Here is a 21,624-nt window from a genome sequence, read left to right on the forward strand (position 1 = left end):
CGAAGGCATGGGCAAAACTCCACCATACACGATAACTTGCAATTTGCGCTACTACCGAATCGCCTGAGCAAGATGCACGTAGCGGTGAACCAGCAAGGTCGCCGCCCCCAGCGCCGCCGCCGCCGCCCCGAACGCCACCGGCAGCCGCATCGTCCAATCAGGAAGCGCGTGGATCACCGTCCCCATCAGCGCCACGCCAACCAGCGCGCCGATCTGCCGGTTCGCGTTCAAGGCGGCGGCGGCGCTGTTCGAATACGCCTTGCCCGCCACCTGCATCACCGTCGCCGTCATGGCCGGTATCGCCACGCCGACCGCCACATTCATCGCCACGATCACCGCCAGCAGCGGCGCCATCGTCATCATGGGCACCCAGCAGGCCAGCGCCAGCAGCAGCAAACCCATCGCCGCGCCCACGGCCAGGCCGCCGAGCAGCGGCAGGCGCAAACCCACCTTGGCCGAAATCCGCCCGGATGAAAAATTCCCTATCGTGAAAGCGGCCATCATCGGCAACAGCGTGTAGCCGGTGTGCAGCGCATCCGCGCCGCCGGCCTGCTGCACGTACAAGCTCAGCAGGAACAACTGCCCGAACACCGACATATTGATCAGGAAGCCGGTCGCGCTGGCGGCCGCGAAGCTGGCGTTGCCCAGCAGCGCGCGCGGCAGGATGGGATGTACGGCGCGCCGTTCGCGCCGCACCAGCACCGCCGCCAGCAGCAGCGTGGCGCCCAGCGCAGCCAGCAGCGGCAAGGACGCCCAGCCCAGCACCGGCCCTTCGATCAGCACAAAACTCAGGCCCGCCAGCGCCAGTACGCCAAGGCCGTGGCTGACCAAGGACAGCGGCCGTGGCTGGGGCTTCACGGCGGGAATCAAGCGGTACGCCAGGAAAACGCCGAGCAGGCCCAATGGCACGTTGACCCAGAACACGCTGCGCCAGCCGAATTCGTGCACCAGCATGCCGCCCGCCAGCGGCCCGGCCGCCGACGACGCGCCCACCATGGCCGACCAGGTGCCGACCATGCGTGCGCGCACGCGGTCGTCCTCGAAGGTGTGGGTCAGCAGGCTCAGGGAGTTGGGCAGGAACAGCGCGGCGCCCGAACCCTGCAGCAGGCGCGCGGCGGTCAGCGCCGCGCCGCCGGGCGCGATGGCGCACAGCACGGAACCCAGCATGAAGACCGCCAGGCCTGCGATGTAGGCGGTGCGCGCGCCCAGCTTGTCGCCCAGCGCGCCGCCGGCCAGCAGCAGGGCCGCGAAGGTCAGCGTGTAGCCGTCCACCACCCACACCAGGCCGGATACCGGCACCGCCAGGTCGCGCCCGATGTCGGACAGCGCCGTGTTGACGGCGGTAAGGTCGACCATGGCCATCACGAAGCCGATGGCCAGCGTGAGCAGGGTCAGCGTGCCCCCCGGCGGCGGCGCCAGTACTGGATCGAGACCGGTATTGGCGCGAATCCGCAGCGCACTTGAATTGTCAGACATTGCCTGCTCCTTTTGAACACCATCGGCACGGACCAGCACCCGCGCATTCAGCATGGTAGGCCGCTTGCGCAATGCAGTAAACACGCATAACATCGGCGCTCCGCTGCAAAAATGCATCACCCAACGCCTGAAGGGACTGCCATGGACTGGGACAACGCCCGCATCTTCCTCGCCATCCACCGGGCCGGCACCTTGCGCGGCGCGGCGGCGCAGCTCGACATCGACCAGGCCACGGCGGGCCGCCGCCTGGCAGCGATGGAGAAGGCACTCAACGCCAAACTGTTCCTGCGCACGCCCGGCGGCTACGTCGCCACGCCCGCCGGCGACCTGGCCGCCAGCGCCGCGGAGCAGATGGAGACCGCCGCCGACCGCCTGCAGCGCGAAATGCAGGGCATCGACAACCGCCTGTGCGGCACCATCCGCGTAGCCACGTCCGACACCATGGCGGCCCATTTCGTCATTGAAGCCATGCAGCGCTTGCACGTGCGCCATCCGGACATCCGCATCGTGCTGAGCGCCTCCACCCAGCTCTCCAGCCTGACCCGGCGCGAAGCCGACCTGGCCATCCGCACCGTGCGCCCGGACAGTCCGGACCTGATCTCGCGCCACCTGACCCGCCGCACGCTGGGCTTGTACGCCTCCAGGGCCTACCTCAAGAAGCACGGCATGCCCTTGCCGGGCAACGCGCTGGCCGGGCACGACATCGTGATCTACCAGGCCAGCGTGGCGCCGCGCCATGCCGACAAGCTCTGTGGCGAGCCGGTGGCCAACGCGCGCGTGGCGATGGAGGTCAACACCGGCTTGATCCTGCATGAAGCTGTCAAGGCCGGTCTCGGCATAGGCGAGCTGGCCACGCACATCGCCGAGACCACGCCCGACCTGGTGCGCATCTGGCCCGAGCGCGAGCAAAGCTACGAGGTCTACCTGGTGATGCACAGCGACCTGAATCGCAGCGCCCGCGTGCGCGCGGCGGCGGACGCCATCATCGAATCGTTCCCCGGCAAATCGTCCGCGGCCGTATCGTCACCCCGCGAATAGCGCCGAATGCTACTATGCCAACATGAGCACACAGTCATCGTTTTTATCCCCGCTGAAAGACATGCAGCGCTGGGCCATGGACTGGCTGGCGAGCTGGTGGCAGCTACTGCACTTCAGCGTGCTGGTCGCCACGCTGGCCCTCACGCCGTCCAGCTACAACCGGCGCCACCGCCCCGCCCTCGCGCGCCAGCTGGTGCTCGGCAGCGCGCCGCACCTGCCGTGGTTCACGCTGGTGTCCGCGCTGATCAGCCTTGTCATCATCCGCATCGTCGTTGTCACCTCGCAGAGCTACGGCCTGTCGCGCTACGCGCTGGAGATGGTGGTGCGCGTGCTGGTGCTGGAACTGATCCCCCTCATCACCGCCCTGTTCGTCGCCCTGCGCAGCACGCTGCCGGCCGGCGTGGAATTCGCGCAGTTGCGCACCGCGGCCCGGGGCAAGACAGCGCTCGGCGGCATGGCCGGCCTGCGCGACGAATTCTTTCCGCGCGCCGTGGCCGGCATGTTCTCGGTATGGCTGCTGGGCGCCGTCAGCTGCGTCCTTACACTGATCCTGGCCTACCTCGCCATCTACGGCTTCACGCCCTACGCGCTGCAAGGCTACACGCGGGTGGTCGGCCAAATCTTCACCCCGCCGGTGGCGCTGATCCTGGTGCTGAAGATCTTCTTCTTCAGCCTCGCCGTCGGCCTGATCCCGCTCGCCTCGTCCTTCCATATCGGCTCCTGGCGGCTGCGCCACGTGCACGGCCTGTCCGACATGGTGCGCATGTTTTCCGTGCTGCTGCTGATCGAAGCCGCCTCCCTGGTTGGCAACTACTACTGAACCCGGAACCCTCATGAACGAACCGACACCAGCTCCCGAAGCCTCCCCCGTCCGCAACGCCGAATTCAAAGCCGCCCTGCTGCTGGTGCTGATGTTCGTGCTGGTCGCCGGCACGGCCGTCTACCTGCTGTATGCGCGCGGCGCCTTCGAGGCCACGCAAAGGCTGGTGCTGACGGCCGACGACTCCGACGGCGTCGGCGTCGGCATGGACGTCACTTACGCGGGCTTCCCCATCGGCCGCGTGCAGCGCATCGAACTGGGCAAGGACGGCAAGGCGCGGGTGCTGGTGGACGTGCCGACCAAGGACGCGCACTGGCTGCGCAACAGCAGCATCTTTACGCTGGAGCGCGGCCTGGTGGGCGGCGCCAAGCTGCGCGCCTTCAGCGGCATCCCGACCGACCCGCCGCTGGCCGACGGCGCCACGCGCGAGCTGCTGGTGGGCGACGTCGCGGCCGAGATTCCCCGCCTGCTGAATTCCGCCAAGGAGTTGCTGCAGAACCTGAGCAACCTGACGGCGAGCGACTCCGCGCTCGGCGCCAGCCTGGAGAATGTGAAAGGCGTTACAGAGCGCCTGAACGGCCCGGGCGGCGCGATGGGCTTCATCGCCGGCGAGGACAAGAAGGCCCAGGAGCTGCTGCGCAACGCCAATTCGCTGATACTCAAGGCCGACAAATTGATCGGCAACGCGGACAGCCGCGTGTTCGGCAAGGACGGGGTGATGACCGACACCCAGGCTGCGGTCAAGCAGATGAACGGCCTGCTGGCCGACGCGCGCGACAGCCTGAAGAAACTGGACGCGGTGCTGGCCGAGGCGCAGGCGGTGGGCGCCAACGCGCGCGTGGCCACGCAAGACCTGGGCGCGCTGCGCGGCGACGTCGACGCCAACCTCCGAAAGATCGAACAGCTGATCAACGAAATCAACCGCAAATGGCCGTTCAAGCGCGAAACGGAGATCAAACTGCCATGAAGAAGATCGTCATACTGGGCGCGGCGCTGCTGACCGCCTGCGGCAACAATCCCCCCGTGCCGGACTGGAAATTGAACGCCCACAGTTCGCTGGAGCGCGCCACGTCGGCATATTTGAGCGGCAAGGACAGCATCGAAGCGAGCGAATTCGCCCGCGCGCGCAGCCAGATCGGCAGCACGGGCAGCGTCGAACTGGCCATACGCGCCGAGCTGGCGCGCTGCGCCACGCGGGTGGCGTCGCTGGTGCTGGAGGAGTGTCCCGGCTTTGAACAGTACGTGCACGACGCGTCCGGCGCCGACATCGCCTACGCCGCCTACCTGGCCGGCCGTCTGCCCGCGTCCGACGCGGCGCGCCTGCCGGAACAGCACCGCGCGGTGGCAGGCGCCGCCAGCGATGCGGCGGCCGGCGCGGCCGTGCTGGCGATCGCCGATCCCCTGTCGCGGCTGGTGGCGGCCGGCGCCGTGTTCCGCGCCAACCGCGCCACGCCCGAAGTATTGGCGGCGGCGGTCGATACCGCATCGGCCCAAGGCTGGCGCCGCCCCCTACTGGCCTGGCTCAACGTCCAGGCCCTGCGCGCCGACAAATCCGGCGACGCCGCCGAAGCCGCCCGCCTGCGGCGCCGCATCGCCCTGGCCACCGAATAACCCCTGGGGTCAGGCGGGGGCGCCGAGCCCTGCATTCGTGCATTCCTGCGTCCCCCTGGGGTCAGGCCTGCATTCGTGCATTGCTTGCAAATTAGATAGGCAATCTCTGGAATCTCCCTGCTCAGGCGGGGCCGTCGAGGATGCATTCGTGCGTTTCCCTACAACAAGGAATGCACGAATGCAGGCCTGACCCCAGCCGCTTTGCATGCGTTTCGACGGCTCCGGCGGGTTACGCGCCATGCGCTAACCCGCCAGGAGCCGTCTGCGGCTATTCAGCGGCCGCAGCCGCTTCGCGCAGCTTGTCTTTCTTGCTCTTGCGCTTGCCCTTGATGCCGCCGTTGACGGTGTCGGTGGCGGCGTGCACCAACGGCGCGGACCCGGTCGGCTCGAAACCGGCGATCTGCTCGCGCGGCACGCGGATGCCGAGCCGGTTCTCTATCAAGCGCATATGCGCTTCCGTGTCCGGGCTGACGAACGTCACCGCGATGCCGCCGGCGCCCGCGCGGCCGGTACGGCCGATGCGGTGCGTGTACTCGGCCGGCGCGCGCGGCAAATCGAAATTGACCACCACCGGCAATTGCGCGATGTCGATGCCGCGCGCGGCCACGTCGGTCGCCACCAGCACCTGCAGTCGCGTGTTCTTGAAGTCGGCCAGCACTTCGGTGCGCGCGCCCTGGCTGAAGTCGCCGTGGAAGGCTTCGGCACGGATGCCGTTGCGGCGCAGCTTCTCGGCCACGTGCTCGGACGCGTACTTGGTGGCGACGAACACGAGCACCCGGCTCCATCTGTTCTCCTTGATCAGATGCTTGAGCAGCACCTGGCGGCGCACCGCGTCCACTTCGATGGCGCGCTGCGCGATGTCCGGCTCGTGCTCCGGCGCCGACGCGGCTTCGATCCGCACCGGGTTGCGCAGCAGGTGGTGCGCCAGCGACTGCACCGCCGACGGGAATGTGGCGGAGAAGAACAGGTTCTGGCGGCGCGCCGGCAGCAGCGCCAGGATGCGTCCGATCTCCTCGGTGAAACCCAGGTCGAGCAGGCGGTCCGCCTCGTCCAGCACCAGCGTGGCGGTGGCCGAAATGTCCAGCGCATTGTGCTCGATCAGGTCCAGCAGGCGGCCCGGCGTGGCGACCACGATGTCGGCGCCGCCGCGCAGCGCCATCATTTGGGGATTGATCGACACGCCGCCGAACACGGTGGAGACCTTGACCGGACACGGCAAGTGCTGCGCCAGTTCGCGGATCGCCTCGCCCACCTGCGACGCCAGTTCGCGGGTCGGCACCAGCACCAGTCCGTGCAAGCCCTGCGCAGCGGCGCGTCCGCCTTTTCTGGCCAGCAGTGCGTTGAGCATCGGCAGCGCGAACGCGGCCGTCTTGCCGGAACCGGTCTGCGCGGCGCCCAGGATGTCCTCGCCGCGCAGGGCGGCGGGGATGGCGGCGGACTGGATGGCCGTCGGCTCGGTGTAGCCGATTTCGGTAACGGCATTGATCAGCGAGGGAGCGAGGCCCAGCGAGGAGAAGGACATGGAAGCCTTGTTATGTGTGGCGTGGAGAACCCGCTAGTATACGCCACCCGCCCTCCCCCATGCGAATAGCAGCTTGCTCGTTACAGGCATTCGTGGGAATATTGGCAACTTTCAAACATTCCAAAGTACGCCGATGATCAACTGGGACGCCCACATTTGCCTGCCGCAGCACCCGCAAGCGGACTTCACGCCGGTGGCACAACTGCATGCGGCAGGCGTGAACTACGTGTCGCTGAACGTGGGCGGCGATATGAACCCCGTCTCGCAGGTAATGTCCGTGATCGCCGGCTACCGCGCCACCATCGCGGCCGAACCGGAGCGCTTCGTGCTCGTCTCCAGCGTCGACGACATCATCCAGGCCGCCGCCGACGGCAAGATGGCCATCACTTTCGACCTGGAAGGGTCGATGCCGCTGCTGGACCAGACCGACATGGTGGCGCTGTATGCGCAGCTGGGCGTGCGCCAGATCCACTTCGCCTACAACCGCGACAATAGCGTGGCCGGCGGCTGCCATGAAGGCGCGCGCGGCCTGACGGCGCTGGGCGAACGCATGGTGCAGGCGGTAAACGACGCCGGCTTGCTGATGGATTGCTCGCACACCAGCGTGCGCAGCACGCTCGACATCATGGCCGCGTCGTCCAAGCCGGTGATCTTCAGCCACGCCAACGCCTATACGCTGGTGCGGCACGGCCGCAACGCCACCGACGAGCAGATCCTCGCTTGCGCCGGCACCGGCGGCGTGGTGTGCGTGTCCGGCCTGTCCTGGTTCCTCGGCAAGGAGAACCCCGGCGCGGCCGACCTGGCGCGCCACGTGGCCTACATCGCCGAACTGGCCGGCGTGGCCCACGTGGGCATCGGCACCGATATCTGCTTCCAGCAAAAGGACCTGGACGACACGCCGCCCGGCGGCTTCGACCCTTCCCACTGGTGGCCCGCCTCGGCCGGCTACCGCGCCGACTCGCCGCCGACCTTCACCCCGCCCACCGTGTGGCGCGCCATCGCACCGGAACTGCGCAAGCTGGGCATGTCGGTCAACGAGATCGAAATGGTGATGGGCCGCAATATGATGCGCGTGGCCCAGCAGGTCTGGTGCGGCACCGGGGCCCACGAGCCAGCGTAAGGCCGGCTGCCCGCTCAGCGCGCGCACCGCCGCAACAATCACATACCCATGTCGCCATACGGCCCGGCGATGACGACCACGTAGCCGTCCGGATCGCGCAGCCAGATCTCGCGGTGCGAGGCGTTGGCGTTTTCGCGCGGACCGTCCAGCACCTTGGCCGAGGCGGCTGCGGCGCGGTCCACGGCCTCGTCGAAATCCTCGGTATAGAACCACAGCAGCACGCCGTTGCCGTAGGGGCGCGACTCCGGATCGCCCAGGTGCAGGTGGCCGTGCGCCTCCCACCGGTGCAACTGCAATATCATGTGTTCGCCGAACATCAGCTGTTCGTAGTCCTTGCCGCCGTGGCCGCTGCGGCAGCCCAGCACCATTTGATACCAGCGGCTGCTGGCCTCGACATCGCTGACAGCGATAAGGGGTTGCGCTTGCATGGCTTGCCTCCTTTCAGGGATAGGGGGATGATACTCGCATCATGGTGACCGCGACGTTCCGCTTCTACGAAGAGCTCAACGACTTCCTGCCGCCCGCGCGGCGCCGGCGCGAGTTCGACGCGCCCTGCGCGCGCGCCGCCACCGCCAAGCACATGATCGAGGCGCTCGGCGTGCCGCACACCGAAGTGGAGCTGGTACTGGTGAACGGCGAGTCCTGCGGCTTCGGGCGCATGCTGCGGGACGGCGACCGGGTGGCGGTCTACCCCAAGTTCGAATCCTTCGACATCAGTTCCCTGCTGCGCGTGCGCGAGCACCCGCTGCGCATGCTCGGCTACGGCCTGCGCTTCATCGCCGACGCCCACCTCGGCGGCCTGGCGCGTTTCCTGCGCATGGCGGGCTTCGATACGCTGTACGACAACAACATGGGCGACCGTGAAATCGAAGTCATCTCGGCCGAGCAGCAGCGCATCGTGCTGACGCGCGACCGCGACCTGCTGAAGCGGCGCGGTGTCACGCACGGCTGCTATGTGCGCGCGCTCAAACCCGAACTGCAACTGCGCGAAATCGTGGACCGGCTCGACCTGGCCGCCAGCATGCGTCCTTTCACGCGCTGCCTGCGCTGCAACGCGCCGCTGCGCGCCGTCGGCAAGGACGAGGTCCTGCACCGGCTGCCGCCCGCCGTGCGCGAGCGGCACCAGTTGTTCGTCGCCTGCGACGTGTGCGGCGGCGTGTTCTGGCAAGGCTCGCACTGGCAGCGCATGCGCGCCGTGCTAGCCGGCGTAGGCGCGCTGTAGCCCGGCGATATCGAGCTTCTTCATCGGCATCAAGGCGGCCATGACGCGTTCGGCCTTCTGCGAGCCGCTTTCCTTGATCATGTCGATCAGCACGCGCGGCACCACCTGCCAGGATACGCCGAATTTGTCCTTCAGCCAGCCGCACTGCTGCGCGGCCGGATCGCCGCCCTCGCCCAGGTGCAGCCAGAAGCGGTCCACTTCCTGCTGGCTTTCGCACATCACCTGGAACGATACCGCCTCGCTGAACTTGAACTGCGGGCCGCCGTTGAGGGCTGTGAACGGCACGCCGTTCAGTTCGAACTCCACTGTCAATACCGAACCGGGCTCGCGGCCGTGGATGTCCTTGCCCGCTTCCGTATAGTGCGTGACCAAGGTGATCCTGGAATTGTCGAAGATGCCGGTGTAGTACCTGGCGGCGTCTTCCGCCTGGGAGTCGAACCACAGGCAGGGAACGATTTGCTGGATACTGGCCATAACGTACCTCCTCAAGTGACAAGGTTGCCTATATTACACCGGCGCGCAGCGGGCGGCGCACGGGCAGGCACTGGGCGACGCACCAGGCAGCTTCGGGCAGCAGGAACAGCCAGATCAGGGGTTCGCCGGTGACGGCGAGGGTCCACGCCATCCATGTCGAGAACAGCAGGCGCCCGGCGGCGTCGTAACGGCCGAAGCGCGGCTGCGGGTCGGCGATGCGCAGCACCGACCACACCAGCACGATGCTGCCCATCAGGCAGGCGAACAGCACGTGGAACGGCGCGAACGCGGGCAGCGCCGTCCCGCCGAGCTGCTGGTTGGCGGCCGACAGCTGGGCCACCATCAAGCCGAAGGTCCACGGCGTGGCGAAGGGCGCGGCGAGCACCAGGTCGTAGATGGCGCTGGCGCGGACGATGCGGCGGAATGCGGCGAGGCTGGGCATAAAAGCTCCTTGGTAGTGGAACTTCATGCTAAAGCCTGGAGTACACTCCAGGGTCAAGGGGGAACTATGCAGATTGGAGAAATCGCCAGCGCCACGGGCATCAGCCGCGACACGCTGCGCTTCTACGAGAAGCGCGGCCTGCTGACTGCGCGCCGCGGCGCCAACGGCTACCGCGACTACCCGCCCGAGGCGGTGGACTGGCTGCGCTACATCCGCACCGCGCAGCAGCTCGGTTTCAGCCTGGCCGAAATCGAGGCCGACCTGCCGCTGCTGGCGGCGCCGGACGCGTCGGCCGAACAGCTGCGCGTGGCGCTGCAGGCCAAACTGGCCGAAATCGACCAGCGCATCGCCGGCCTCGCGCAGTTGCGCGCGGAGCTCGCGCGCCGCCTGGACGCGCCCATGGCCGACTGTCCCTTGCGCTAAGCTCAGCGGCAGCCGGGCTGCGGAAGCTGCCGATTGCGCTCGATCACCAGGCGCTGGCCATCCACCTGCAGATCCTGAACCGGCTTGGGTATGGCCTGGAATTTCCCGGATTTCAACTTGGACAGCAGAGCTGGGCAGCCGGACGCGTCATACGGCAGATGGCCAAGGTTTTCCCACTTGCCGTCCACCTCGCCCAACACGGCCGTGCCGACCTCGCGTTCGGCGCCGACCAGCAACACTTCCGGTTTGCCGTCGCCGGTCAGGTCGAGAATAAAGGCGTCGCACGGCTGCCCGAACTTGCGCAGGCACAGCGGCCCGGTGTCGCTTTGGGGCGTTTCCTTTTCCCAGCCGCTCAGCGGGAAACCGTCCGGCAGCGTGGCGCCCTTGGGCCAGACGGTGAGGTTGGCCCCGATGTCGGCGCTGGACGCCGCTTTCGCCGCCGGCCCATGCACCTGGAAGCGATAGTCCTTGCTCAGCGCCTCGATGGCGCCCGCACGCTTAAGCGCGGCATCCGGGCCGGTGGCGGCCTTCAGCCGCTCGAGCGCGGCGCGGCCGTAGCGCGCGCCTTCAAACCTGAGGTAGCCGTAGTCGAACGCCTTCGCCGTCACCTCGCCCCGCTCCAGCCGCGCCATCTGGCTGTTGACCGAAATGCGGGCCGGGTCGGCGATCGGCGTGAACAGCGCCAGCAGCACGGCCAGCACCAGCCAGGCCGCGCCGATATTGGTCATGGCCACGGTAGGCAGCCAGGCAGCCCGCTGGCCGGCGGCATAGGCGTAACCCAGCGCGTAGCAAGCGGCCACCAGCAGGCAGGCGGCAGCGATGATGCGGTCCGAACTCCAGCCGTAGTCGCCCACGCGCAAGCCCAGCGCGTACACGGCGATGGCCGTCACGGGCAGCATCAGCACGGCGGCGATGCGCGCACTCGCACGCAGCACGCCGGCCACGCCGTCCGCCACTTCCCCATTCTGGTAGGCGGCATTGATGAAGACCACCAGCATGGCGCCCGCGCCCAGCAGCGCGGCGGTGGCATGGCCGGTCTTCCACAGCGATTCCAGCCCGGTGAACGGCAGCATGGCCAGGAAGCCGCCCAATAGCATCACCGTCACCGGCAGCAGCCAGGACATCAGCACCAGCAGCAGCGTGCGGATGCCACGCACGATGGCGGGCCGCACGTCGGTGATGTGCATGGCGCTGGCGAAGGCGAAGCACAGCACCGGCGCATTGAACCAGGCGTGGCCCAGCAGCTTTTTCAGGAAATCCAGCTTGACCAGCATGAACAGCGCGCTGCCCAGGTTGAGCATGAGCCACAGCACGCCGACAAACAGCGCCGAGAACATGGCCTGGATGAACAGCTTCCACGCGGTCTCGAAGTAGGTGGCATAAGCTGCCAGCCGGCGCCCCTCCTGCACGCCGGCCATCACCAGCGAGTGCGCGATGAAGAAAAAGACCAGGATGAAGACCGACAGCAGCGTCGACGGATAGCGCGACTGGCCAGCGGCGCCCTTGAAGCCCTGCCCGCCCACATTGCGCCAGGCGTCGTGCAGCGCCAGCGCCACGACGGTCGCCGCCGCCACCGCCATCCAGGCCGCCAGCCGCCTGCCGCCGATGTGGCCCAGGCTGGAGATCAGCAGGACTGGCAGCAGCAAGCCGGCCATCAGCATGGGCACGAACAGCAAGGGTACGCTGGCCGGCCAGCTATTGTGCTGGTCCGCCGCGTACAACAGGTAAAGCAGGACGCCTTGCGACAGACCTACCGCAAGCCGCGCATAGCCGGTGGCGCGCGTGGTGGATGCCTCCAGGCTGACCTGCGCGGATTCCTTCCTCGATTCTTGCGTGGATTCGGCTTGCATGCGGGCTTTCTCTGTACTTCCGGAAGAGCGCATTATGGCATGGCATAGACTGTTCATTGTCAATTAATACACCTTACCGGTTTCACATCCCGCGCCGCCATACCGCTCATCTCCGCCACGCCGCACAGCCGTGCGCCGCTGGCGCTATAATGGCTGGTTCCGATTTCCGCTCTCTGGCCCGCCTGTGAATCCACATCTCGACAAGCTGCAACCTTATCCGTTCGAAAAACTGCGCCAGTTGTTCGCGCAGGTCAAGCCGAACGCCGCCTATTCCGCCATCAGCCTGGGCATGGGCGAACCGAAGCATCCGACGCCGCCCTTCATCCAGCAGGCGCTGGTCGACAACATCAACGGCCTGGCCAACTACCCGACCACGATAGGTTCCGAGGCGCTGCGCGGCGCCATCTGCGGCTGGCTGGAACGCCGCTACGGCCTGCCGGCGCTGAACCCGGCCACGCAGGTGCTGCCGGTGAACGGTTCGCGCGAAGCGCTGTTCGCGCTGGCGCAGACCGTGATCGATCCGGCCGCCAACTCGCTGGTGGTGTCGCCCAATCCGTTCTACCAGATCTACGAAGGCGCGGCCTACCTGGCCGGCGCCGAGCCCTATTTCGTCAATTCCGACCCGGCCCGCAACTTCGGCTGCGACTACGACAGCATTCCTGTTTCCGTATGGGAGCGCGTGCGCCTGCTGTTCCTGTGCTCGCCCGGCAATCCGACCGGCGCCGTGCTGACGCTGACGGACTGGGAGCATTTGTTCGCGCTGTCCGAGCGCTACGACTTCATCATCGCCGCCGACGAGTGCTACTCCGAGATCTACCACGGCGACGAAGCGCCGCTGGGCGCGCTGCAGGCGGCCCACATCCTGGGTCTGTCCACGATCGAGCGGCCCTACGCGCGCCTGGTGGTGTTCTCCAGCCTGTCGAAACGCTCCAACGTGCCGGGCATGCGTTCCGGCTTTGTCGCCGGCGACGCCGAGGTGCTGAAAAAATTCCTGTTGTACCGCACCTACCACGGCGGGGCCATGAGCCCTTCCGTGCAAGCTGCGTCGGTGGCGGCCTGGAACGACGAGACCCACGTCGAAGCCAACCGCGCCCAGTACCGCGCCAAGTTCGCCGCCATCACCCCGCTGCTGCAGGAAGTGATGGACGTGGCGCTGCCGGACGCGGGCTTCTACCTGTGGGCCGACGTCAGCCGCACCGGCCTGTCGGACACCGACTTCGCCCAGCGCCTGTACGCCGAATATAATGTGACCGTACTGCCTGGCAGCTACCTGGCGCGCGACGCGCACGGCATCAACCCGGGCCGCAACCGCATACGCATGGCGCTGGTCGCCGAGGCCGAGGAAGGCCTGGAAGCGGCACGCCGCATCGTCCAATTCTGCAAAAACCTGACTAAATAAAGAAGAGCACCATGACCCAACAACTGCAAAACATCATCGACCAAGCCTGGGACAACCGCGCCGAGATCAACCCTGGCAACGGCAGCGCCGAACTGCGCGACGCGGTATCGCACGTGCTGGCGGGCCTGGACAACGGCTCCCTGCGCGTGGCGCAGAAGGACACCGGCACCTGGGTTGTGAACCAGTGGATCAAGAAAGCCGTGCTGCTGTCGTTCCGCCTGGAGAACAACGTGGTGCTGCCGTCCGACGGCACCATGCAGTTCTACGACAAGGTGCCGACCAAGTTCGCCAACTACACCGAAGCCGACTTCCAGGCCGGCGGTTTCCGCGTGGTGCCGCCGGCCGTTGCGCGCCGCGGCTCCTTCATCGCCAAGAACGTGGTGCTGATGCCTTCCTACGTCAACATCGGCGCCTACGTCGATGAAGGCGCCATGGTCGACACCTGGGCCACCGTCGGCTCCTGCGCGCAGATCGGCAAGAACGTCCACCTGTCCGGCGGCGTCGGCATCGGCGGCGTGCTCGAACCGATGCAAGCCAATCCGACCATCATCGAAGACAACTGCTTCATCGGCGCGCGCTCGGAGATTGTCGAAGGCGTGATCGTGGAAGAGAACTCGGTGATCTCGATGGGCGTCTACATCGGCCAGTCGACCAAAATCTACGACCGCGCCACCGGCGAAGTCACCTATGGCCGCATCCCGTCGGGTTCGGTGGTGGTATCGGGTTCGCTGCCGTCCGACGACGGCAAGTACAGCCTGTACTGCGCGGTGATCGTCAAGCGCGTCGACGCAAAGACCCGCGCCAAGACCGGCATCAACGAACTGCTGCGCGGTATTTGATGCACTGGCGGGTTACGCTTCGCTAACCCGCCCTACGCAGCATCTTTCAATGTTGATTATGTCGGGCGGGTTAGCGGCAGAGCCGCGTAACCCGCCACAGGGAGAGCACCATGGCTATGGACCGCCTGTTCCAGCTGATGAAGGAAAAGAACGCGTCGGACATGTTCTTCGCGGTCAATTCCCCTGTCCACATCAAGATCAACGGGAACCTGATCCCGATCAACCAGCAGAAGCTGGAGCCGGAAAACATCCACGCGCTGCTGGCCGAAATCTGCTCCCCGGCGCAGATGGAGGAACTGGAACGCGACAATGAGCTCAACATGGGCTACTCGGTGCAGAACCTGGGGCGTTTCCGCCTGTCGGCCTTTCGCCAGCGCGGCAGCATCTCTGCCGTGTTCCGCTTCGTGCCGGCCAACATCCCGGCGCTGGGCGACCTGGCGCTGCCGCCCATCCTGGCCGAGCTGATCATGGAAAAGCGCGGCCTGCTGCTGCTGGTCGGCGCCACCGGCTCGGGCAAATCGACCACCATCGCATCGATGCTGGACCACCGCAACGAACTGCGTTCGGGCCACATCCTCACGCTCGAAGACCCCATCGAGTACCTGTTCAAGAACAAGAAATCCATCGTCAACCAGCGCGAGATCGGCAGCGACGCCAAGGACTTCTATACCGCGCTGCGCAATTCCATGCGCCAGGCGCCGGACTGCATCCTGATCGGCGAAATCCGCGACCGCGAGACCATGGCAGCCGCGCTGGCCTATGCGCAATCGGGCCACCTGGTGCTGGCCACGCTGCACGCCAACAACAGCTACAACGCGCTGAACCGCATCATCAGCTTTTACCCGATAGAGAACCGCGCGGCGCTGCTGCAGGACTTGTCGTCGACTGCCAAGGCCATCGTGTCGCAGCGCCTGGTGCGCTCCATCAACGGCGGCACGCGCACGGCGGCGGTGGAAGTGATGCTGAACACGCGCCACATTTCGGACCTGATCGAAAAAGGCGAGATCAACCAGATCAAGGAAGCGATGGAGAAGAGCCTGTCGGCCGGCTCGCAATCGTTCGAGATGGCGCTGTTCAAGCTGGTGCAGGAAGGCTTGATCAGCCAGGAGGAAGCCCTCGCCAACGCCGACTCGGCCAGCAACCTGCTCTGGCTGCTCAACAACGGTCCGGACAGCAAGCACGAAGAGCCGGAACAGAAGGCGCCCGCCGCCGAAACCTCGTTCACCGAGTTCACGCTGAACACCTGACACCCATCAATATCGCGCGCTCCCGGCCGATGTAAACTTGAGTTTCATCTCCGGCTGGAGGCTTCATGTCACCAGATCAGCTCGCCTTCTATTCCGGCTGGGCCTCTCTCTTCGGCCTTGTCGTCTCGCTAGCATCACTCGCCTACGTGCGCAGCATCAAAGCGAATATAATCAAGTTCAGACGCCGATTGCGGTTGCAGCAGATCTGCGATGACATGCTCGACATCTGCCACGCCAATCAGCTACGGCATCCCAAATGGCGCGGCAAGGTGGCGTCGCTGAAGACCAATCTGCCGATTTATGCATGGCATAAGTTCACCCCGAGGGGGCGTGCAGTCATCGCGATCCACAGTTTCTTGAACGCTGGCGACGCACCAGCGCTGGTTGAAGCGTTAGAGGATTTACGATCCTTTTCGGAGGACTTATGAACCGAAGCAAGAGCCTGTACAAAGACATTGTACGGCGCACTCAAAATTCTGAGTTGCAATGGCGGCAGGCTGAAAAATCAGCCTACCGATTCATAATCAGAAATATAGAACAAGCATCGCAGGTATTTGAGGCGACGTGGAAAAAGAACAATTGCGTTCAAACTCTGGTATTGGTTGATAAAGCATTCCTGGCACGTGAACATCTTCTGTTCCCGGCACAGGAAATTCACACAGCCAAACTGTTCATTTTTGAAGGCGAAAAGCTGGTTGAGCTTCTTAGCGACGTCGATTTGAATCCCATCGAAATGTCGTGGTTGTCTAAAAATATTGTATGCTCCATGAGGCAGTCTCGGGGCACAATGTTGCCTTTAGAATAGTCATATCACCTTTGCCAAAGTGATCGCGCACGCAGCACGCCGAATGTCAACCCGTCTCGGATTCTTAACTGCTGGCATTACCATGGCAGCCTGGGCGCCGCTGGTGCCATACGCGAAAGATCGCCTGCATCTGGAGGCGGCGCAACTGGGCGTGCTGCTGCTGTGCCTCGGCATCGGCCCCATCCTGGCGATGCCGGTAACCGGCGTGCTAACCTCGCGCTTCGGCTGCCGGCCGGTGATATTGGCGTCCGGCGGGCTGGTATGCGCGGTGCTGCCCTTTCTTGCTGTCGCGCCAACGCCGCTGCTGCTTGGCGTCGCGCTGTTCCTGTTCGGCGCGACCATAGGCACGCTGGACGTGGCCATCAATGTGCAGGCGGCGCAGGTGGAAAAGGAAAGCGGCCACGCGCTGATGTCCGGCTTCCATGGCATGTTCAGCGTGGACGGCATCGCGGGCGCGGGCGGCAGCTGGCCTTCGCCGGCCTGGGCTGCGCCATGCTGCTGGTGGCGGCCAGTTCGCGCTGGCGCATCGCCCCCAACTGATACGCGCCAGCCACATCAACAGTAGAAGTTGCCGAATAAGCCGACGTGGTTGCCGCTGCCCCCTTTGCAGAACGCAAGCGGCGCGACGCTAATTTCCCAACAATCGCCGCGCCCTGGCTGGAACAGCCGTGGCCGGCTCCGGCAGCACCTGTGAGTCAAGTTATAATGTCGCACTTCGGCCGCCGCCCGGCGCGGCCACGCTCCTGAATCCACGCACCCCATGATTACTCTCTACGGCATCCCCAACTGCGACACGGTGAAGAAAGCCCGCGTCTGGCTGGCCGGCCAGCAGCTCGACTTCACCTTCCACGACTTCAAAAAGCAGGGCCTGACGGAGCACACCGTCCAGGGCTGGCTGCAGACTTTGGGCTGGGAAGTTCTGGTCAACAAGAAGGGCACGACCTGGCGCGGCCTGCCCGACGAGCGCAAGGCCGCCGTCACCGACGCCGCCAGCGCCACCGCGCTGATGCTGGAATTCCCGTCCGTGATCAAGCGCCCGGTGCTGCAGGGCGCGGACGAGGCTTGCCACGTCGGCTTTTCGCCGGACGCCTATCAGCAGATCTTCGCCAAATGAGCGCTTCCCGCACCCTCGCGCTGACCGAGAAACTGCTTGGCCGCGCCTCGGTCACGCCCGAGGACAAGGGTTGCCAGGACCAGCTGATCGCACTGCTGGAGCCGCTCGGCTTCATCTGCGAGACCATCGTCTCCAACGACGTGACCAACCTGTGGGCGCGGCGCGGCACGGCCAGCCCGGTGCTGGTGTTCGCCGGCCACACCGACGTGGTGCCCACCGGCCCGGTCGAGCAATGGACTTCGGAACCGTTCTACCCCACCCACCGCGACGGCAAGCTGTACGGCCGCGGCGCGGCCGACATGAAAACCTCGATCGCGGCCTTCGTGGTGGCGTGCGAGGAATTCGTCGCCGCCCACGCGGACCACAAGGGCTCGATCGCCTTCCTGATCACCAGCGACGAGGAAGGCCCGGCCACCGACGGCACCGTGGTGGTGGTCGAGAAGCTCAAGGCGCGCGGCGAGACCATCGACTACTGCATCGTCGGCGAGCCGACTTCGGACAAGACGCTGGGCGACGTCATCAAGAACGGCCGCCGCGGTTCCTTATCCGGCCACCTGGCCGTCAAGGGTATCCAGGGCCACATCGCCTATCCGCAGCTGGCGCGCAACCCCATCCACCAGTCGGCGCAGGCGCTGGCCGACCTGGTGGCCGAGGTCTGGGACGAGGGCAACGAGTACTACCTGCCCACCTCCTGGCAGATGTCCAACATCAAGGCCGGCACCGGCGCCAACAACGTCATCCCCGGCGCGCTGGAGATCGACTTCAACTTCCGCTTCTCCACCGCCAGCACGCACGAGGGCCTGCGCGCGCGCGTGCACGCCATCCTCGACAGGCACGGCCTGGAATACGACTTGAAGTGGACCTTGAGCGGCCTGCCCTTCCTGACGCCGCGCGGCGCGCTGAGCGACGCCATCACCGACGCGATCCGCGCCGAAACCGGCATCGAAACCGAACTCTCGACCACCGGCGGCACCTCCGATGGCCGCTTTATCGCGCAGATCTGCCCCCAGGTGATAGAATTCGGCCCTCCCAATGCCAGCATCCACAAGATCGACGAGCACATCGAACTGCGCCACATCGATCCGCTGAAGAACATCTACCGCCGTACCCTTGAGAACTTGCTGCGCTGACCGCGGCATGTACTTTTTGCGAGAACAATAATGACCACCTCCATTTTCACCACGCCGCGCGACCTGCTGCGCTACGCCGTCACCCGCTTCAACACCGCCAAGCTGTTCTTCGGCCATGGCAGCGTGGAAGCGCTGGACGAAGCCGCCTACCTGATCCTGCACACGCTGAAACTGCCGCTCGACAAGCTGGACCCGTTCCTGGACGCGCGCCTGCTGCCGCACGAGATCGACGCCGTGCTGGCCGTGATCGAGCGCCGCGCCACCGACCGCGTGCCGGCCGCCTATATCACGCGCGAAGCGTGGCTGGGGCCTTACAGCTTCTACGTCGACGAGCGCGCGCTGGTGCCGCGCTCCTTCATCGCCGAGCTGATACCCGACTACTTCTCGCCGTGGATGGTCGATCCCGAAGCAACCACCAATGTGCTGGAGCTGTGCACGGGCTCCGGCTGCCTGGCCATCATGCTGGCCGAGGCCTTCCCGAACGCGCACGTGGATGCGGTGGACATCTCCCGGGACGCGCTGGACGTGGCCCGCATCAACGTCGACACCTACAAGCTGCAGGACCGCCTGACCCTGATCGAGTCCGACCTGTACACCAATGTACCGGACAAGAAGTACGACCTGATCATCACCAACCCGCCGTACGTGAACTCCGGCTCCATGGCCAAGCTGCCGCCCGAATACCTGGCCGAGCCGCAAATCGCCCTCGAAGGCGGCGCGGACGGCATGGACCTGGTGCGCCGCATCGTGGCCGGCGCCGCCGAGCGCCTGACCGACGAGGGCTTGCTGATCGTCGAAATCGGCAACGAGCGCGCGTTCGCCGAAAAGGCCTTCGGCGAACTGGGCCTGACCTGGCTCACCACCAGCGCCGGCGACGACATGGTGTTCCTGCTGACCGCTGACCAACTGAAACTTTAAAAGAACCGCGTCATTTCCGCAGGGGCGCCTAGCCTGCGCGGGACGACGGCACGAAAGACTACGAATGATCCGCTTTCTTCAAGTAAGCCTGATGCGCGGCGTGAAGCCGCTGCTGGAACAGGTCGATGTCACCCTCAACCCCGGCGACAAGATCGGCCTGATCGGCGCGAACGGCGCCGGCAAATCGAGCCTGTTCGCGATGATGCGCGGCGAGCTGCACCCGGACCAGGGCGAAATCGACTTCCCGGCCAAATGGCGCGTCGCTTACGTGGCGCAGGAAACGCCGCCGCTGGAACGCTGCGCGCTCGATTACGCCATCGACGGCGACATCACGCTGCGCAAGCTGGAAGCGGAACTGGCGCGCCTGGAGTCGGAGCCGGAATCGTCCGACAATGGCATCGCCATCGGCGAGATCTACAGCGCGCTGGCCGACGCCGACGCCTACACCGTGCAGTCGCGCGGCGAACAGCTGCTGCTGGGCCTGGGCTTCACGCTGGACCAGATGCAGCTGCCGGTGGCCAGCTTCTCCGGCGGCTGGCGCATGCGTTTGAACCTGGCGCAGGCGCTGATGTGCCCTTCCGACCTGCTGCTGCTCGATGAACCGACCAACCACCTGGATCTGGACGCCATCATCTGGCTGGAAGACTGGCTGAAACGCTACGCCGGCACCTTGATCATCATTTCCCACGATCGCGACTTCCTCGATGAAGTGGTCAACGTGGTGGTGCACATCGACGAGCGCAAGCTGAAACGCTATTCGGGCAACTACTCGTCGTTCGAACGCCAGCGCGCGGCGCAGATGATACTGGCCGCCGGCGCGCTGGAAAAGCAGCAGCGCAAGCGCGCCCACCTCGAATCGTTCGTGAACCGCTTCAAGGCGCAGGCCTCCAAGGCCCGCCAGGCGCAGAGCCGCATGAAGGCGCTGGCCAAGATGGAAGAACTGGCGCCGCTGCGCGCAGCGGCCGAATTCTCCTTCGAATTCCGCGAGCCGCTGAGCGCGCCGAATCCGCTGCTGGTGATGGAGGACGTCGACGCCGGCTACAAGATCGAGAACGAAGAAACCGGCGACATCACCCACAAAACCATCGTCAACAAGATCAAGTTCTCCCTGCAGATCGGCCAGCGTATCGGCCTGCTGGGCGTGAACGGCGCCGGCAAGTCGACGCTGATCAAGACCATCGCGGGCGAGCTGATGCCGCTCACCGGCGACGCCACCATGGGCAAGGGCCTGAACATCGGCTACTTCGCCCAGCACCAGGTGGAAATGCTGCGCCACGACGAATCGCCGCTATGGCACCTGGCGAAGATCGCCCCGACCGTGCGCGAGCAGGAACTGCGCAACTTCCTCGGCGGCTTCAACTTCCCCGGCACCATGGTCACCAGCTCGATCGCGCCGTTCTCCGGCGGCGAGAAGGCCCGCCTGGCGCTGGCGCTGATCGTGTGGCAACGGCCCAACCTGCTGCTGCTCGATGAACCGACCAATCACCTGGATCTGGAAACGCGCGAGGCGCTGACCGAGGCGCTGGCGCAGTTCGAGGGCACGCTGGTGGTGGTATCGCACGACAGGCATTTGCTGCGCGCCACCACCGACGAATTCATCATTGTCGCCGACGGCAAGCTGCAGCCGTTCGACGGCGATCTGGACGACTACAAGGACTGGCTGTTCAAGACCAAGCTGGGCAAAGGCACCGACGTGCTGCCGGCTGCGGGCAAGGCTAACAAGACCGACTTCCCGGTGACTTCGCCGGTCGCCGCGCCGGCCGCCGCCGCGCCGGTGGCGAACAACAAGGACCAGAAGCGCCTGGACGCAGAACAGCGCCAGAAGCTGTCCGCACAGCGCAAGCCGATCGAGAATAAGCTCAAGCGCCTGGAGGAGAACATCGCCAAGCGCAACGGCCAGAAAGCCGAAGTCGACGCCGCGCTGGGCGACAGCGCGATCTACGACGCGGCCAACAAGGCCAAGCTGAAAACCCTGCTGACCGACCAGGCCTTCTATACCAAGGACCTGGCGCTGCTGGAAGGCGAATGGCTGGAGCTGCAGGAGCAGCTCGAAGCCCTCGCCGGTTAAAGGGCAGCGCGGGCTAGCGGGCTTGGCCCGCGTAAGCCGCCATTGCCTGCACCGCAGGCGGCGCTGTGGCGGGTTACGCACTTCGTGCTAACCCGCCCTACGTCAG

At 65.8% G+C, this 21,624-nt stretch carries 23 protein-coding genes; 17 read left to right on the top strand and 6 right to left on the bottom strand.

All coding sequences use genetic code 11. The features are described 5' to 3' along the window. Window positions 1-51: 51 nt before the first annotated feature. Window positions 52-1,476, bottom strand: a complete 1,425-nt coding sequence (locus ACSQ8Y_RS14715; protein ID WP_436267200.1) for an MFS transporter — start codon at window positions 1,474-1,476, stop codon at window positions 52-54. 141 nt (window positions 1,477-1,617) lie between these two features. Between ACSQ8Y_RS14715 and ACSQ8Y_RS14720 the strand changes: the two genes are divergently transcribed. From ACSQ8Y_RS14720 to ACSQ8Y_RS14735, 4 genes are read left to right on the top strand one after another with little or no spacing between them, the layout of a single operon-like run. Then, complete coding sequence (locus tag ACSQ8Y_RS14720) at window positions 1,618-2,514, top strand: LysR family transcriptional regulator (RefSeq protein ID WP_436267201.1); 897 nt, start codon at window positions 1,618-1,620, stop codon at window positions 2,512-2,514. Window positions 2,515-2,536: 22 nt separating this feature from the next. Beyond that, the gene (locus tag ACSQ8Y_RS14725) at window positions 2,537-3,334 is read left to right on the top strand and encodes an MlaE family ABC transporter permease (protein ID WP_436267202.1); all 798 of its coding nucleotides are present in this window, start codon (window positions 2,537-2,539) and stop codon (window positions 3,332-3,334) included. A 13-nt stretch (window positions 3,335-3,347) separates the two neighbouring features. After that, window positions 3,348-4,301 carry an MlaD family protein gene (locus ACSQ8Y_RS14730; RefSeq protein ID WP_436267203.1) on the top strand — a complete coding sequence of 318 codons (954 nt, stop codon included), beginning with the start codon at window positions 3,348-3,350 and terminating at the stop codon, window positions 4,299-4,301. Further along, entirely contained in the window at window positions 4,298-4,945 is a 648-nt protein-coding gene (locus tag ACSQ8Y_RS14735; protein ID WP_436267204.1) for a hypothetical protein, read from the top strand. Before ACSQ8Y_RS14730 ends, ACSQ8Y_RS14735 begins: the two co-directional genes overlap by 4 nt. A 268-nt stretch (window positions 4,946-5,213) precedes the next feature. On the opposite strand, the gene ACSQ8Y_RS14740 is transcribed toward ACSQ8Y_RS14735, so the two are convergent. Further along, entirely contained in the window at window positions 5,214-6,467 is a 1,254-nt protein-coding gene (locus tag ACSQ8Y_RS14740) for a DEAD/DEAH box helicase (RefSeq protein ID WP_436267205.1), read from the bottom strand. 133 nt (window positions 6,468-6,600) lie between these two features. Here ACSQ8Y_RS14740 and ACSQ8Y_RS14745 point away from each other — a divergent pair, with 133 nt between their 5' ends. After that, complete coding sequence (locus tag ACSQ8Y_RS14745) at window positions 6,601-7,587, top strand: dipeptidase (protein ID WP_436267206.1); 987 nt, start codon at window positions 6,601-6,603, stop codon at window positions 7,585-7,587. Window positions 7,588-7,625: 38 nt separating this feature from the next. Here ACSQ8Y_RS14745 and ACSQ8Y_RS14750 read toward each other — a convergent pair whose 3' ends face one another. Then, complete coding sequence (locus ACSQ8Y_RS14750; protein WP_436267207.1) at window positions 7,626-8,015, bottom strand: VOC family protein; 390 nt, start codon at window positions 8,013-8,015, stop codon at window positions 7,626-7,628. A 41-nt stretch (window positions 8,016-8,056) separates the two neighbouring features. Between ACSQ8Y_RS14750 and ACSQ8Y_RS14755 the strand changes: the two genes are divergently transcribed. Beyond that, on the top strand, window positions 8,057-8,809 hold the full coding sequence (locus ACSQ8Y_RS14755) for a Mut7-C RNAse domain-containing protein (RefSeq protein WP_436267208.1): 753 nt from the start codon (window positions 8,057-8,059) through the stop codon (window positions 8,807-8,809). Here the strand turns inward: ACSQ8Y_RS14755 and ACSQ8Y_RS14760 are convergent. Continuing rightward, a complete protein-coding gene (locus ACSQ8Y_RS14760) occupies window positions 8,786-9,283 on the bottom strand; it encodes a VOC family protein (RefSeq protein ID WP_436267209.1) in 498 nt (165 codons plus the stop codon). The genes ACSQ8Y_RS14755 and ACSQ8Y_RS14760 overlap by 24 nt on opposite strands. A 28-nt stretch (window positions 9,284-9,311) precedes the next feature. Further along, a complete protein-coding gene (locus tag ACSQ8Y_RS14765) occupies window positions 9,312-9,725 on the bottom strand; it encodes a hypothetical protein (protein WP_436267210.1) in 414 nt (137 codons plus the stop codon). 66 nt (window positions 9,726-9,791) lie between these two features. On the opposite strand from ACSQ8Y_RS14765, the gene ACSQ8Y_RS14770 reads away from it, so the two are divergent. Beyond that, window positions 9,792-10,148 (top strand): MerR family transcriptional regulator, encoded by a 357-nt coding sequence (locus ACSQ8Y_RS14770; RefSeq protein WP_436267211.1) that lies wholly within the window; start codon window positions 9,792-9,794, stop codon window positions 10,146-10,148. A gap of 2 nt (window positions 10,149-10,150) precedes the next feature. Here ACSQ8Y_RS14770 and ACSQ8Y_RS14775 read toward each other — a convergent pair whose 3' ends face one another. Continuing rightward, window positions 10,151-11,998 carry a DUF4153 domain-containing protein gene (locus tag ACSQ8Y_RS14775; RefSeq protein ID WP_436267212.1) on the bottom strand — a complete coding sequence of 616 codons (1,848 nt, stop codon included), beginning with the start codon at window positions 11,996-11,998 and terminating at the stop codon, window positions 10,151-10,153. A 184-nt stretch (window positions 11,999-12,182) separates the two neighbouring features. Here ACSQ8Y_RS14775 and dapC point away from each other — a divergent pair, with 184 nt between their 5' ends. The 10 genes from dapC to ACSQ8Y_RS14825 all read left to right on the top strand — a co-directional run bounded on the left by dapC (window position 12,183) and on the right by ACSQ8Y_RS14825 (window position 21,518). Continuing rightward, a complete protein-coding gene (gene dapC, locus ACSQ8Y_RS14780; RefSeq protein WP_436267213.1) occupies window positions 12,183-13,397 on the top strand; it encodes a succinyldiaminopimelate transaminase in 1,215 nt (404 codons plus the stop codon). Window positions 13,398-13,408: 11 nt separating this feature from the next. Further along, window positions 13,409-14,236 carry a 2,3,4,5-tetrahydropyridine-2,6-dicarboxylate N-succinyltransferase gene (gene dapD / locus ACSQ8Y_RS14785; RefSeq protein ID WP_436267214.1) on the top strand — a complete coding sequence of 276 codons (828 nt, stop codon included), beginning with the start codon at window positions 13,409-13,411 and terminating at the stop codon, window positions 14,234-14,236. Window positions 14,237-14,346: 110 nt separating this feature from the next. After that, a complete protein-coding gene (locus tag ACSQ8Y_RS14790) occupies window positions 14,347-15,483 on the top strand; it encodes a PilT/PilU family type 4a pilus ATPase (RefSeq protein ID WP_436267215.1) in 1,137 nt (378 codons plus the stop codon). A 65-nt stretch (window positions 15,484-15,548) separates the two neighbouring features. Continuing rightward, entirely contained in the window at window positions 15,549-15,911 is a 363-nt protein-coding gene (locus ACSQ8Y_RS14795; protein WP_436267216.1) for a hypothetical protein, read from the top strand. Then, complete coding sequence (locus ACSQ8Y_RS14800; RefSeq protein WP_436267217.1) at window positions 15,908-16,288, top strand: hypothetical protein; 381 nt, start codon at window positions 15,908-15,910, stop codon at window positions 16,286-16,288. The genes ACSQ8Y_RS14795 and ACSQ8Y_RS14800 overlap by 4 nt, the downstream gene beginning before the upstream one ends. A gap of 43 nt (window positions 16,289-16,331) precedes the next feature. Further along, window positions 16,332-16,853, top strand: a complete 522-nt coding sequence (locus ACSQ8Y_RS14805; protein WP_436267218.1) for an MFS transporter — start codon at window positions 16,332-16,334, stop codon at window positions 16,851-16,853. A gap of 195 nt (window positions 16,854-17,048) precedes the next feature. Beyond that, a complete protein-coding gene (locus ACSQ8Y_RS14810) occupies window positions 17,049-17,402 on the top strand; it encodes an ArsC family reductase (protein ID WP_436267219.1) in 354 nt (117 codons plus the stop codon). Next, on the top strand, window positions 17,399-18,532 hold the full coding sequence (gene dapE / locus ACSQ8Y_RS14815; RefSeq protein ID WP_436267220.1) for a succinyl-diaminopimelate desuccinylase: 1,134 nt from the start codon (window positions 17,399-17,401) through the stop codon (window positions 18,530-18,532). The genes ACSQ8Y_RS14810 and dapE overlap by 4 nt, the downstream gene beginning before the upstream one ends. A 30-nt stretch (window positions 18,533-18,562) precedes the next feature. Next, entirely contained in the window at window positions 18,563-19,450 is an 888-nt protein-coding gene (gene prmB / locus ACSQ8Y_RS14820) for a 50S ribosomal protein L3 N(5)-glutamine methyltransferase (RefSeq protein WP_436267221.1), read from the top strand. 64 nt (window positions 19,451-19,514) lie between these two features. Then, window positions 19,515-21,518 (top strand): ATP-binding cassette domain-containing protein, encoded by a 2,004-nt coding sequence (locus ACSQ8Y_RS14825; RefSeq protein WP_436267222.1) that lies wholly within the window; start codon window positions 19,515-19,517, stop codon window positions 21,516-21,518. Window positions 21,519-21,624: the final 106 nt, after the last annotated feature.

This window comes from Pseudoduganella sp. LjRoot289 (assembly GCF_964252925.1).
Lineage (GTDB): Bacteria > Pseudomonadota > Gammaproteobacteria > Burkholderiales > Burkholderiaceae_D > Rugamonas.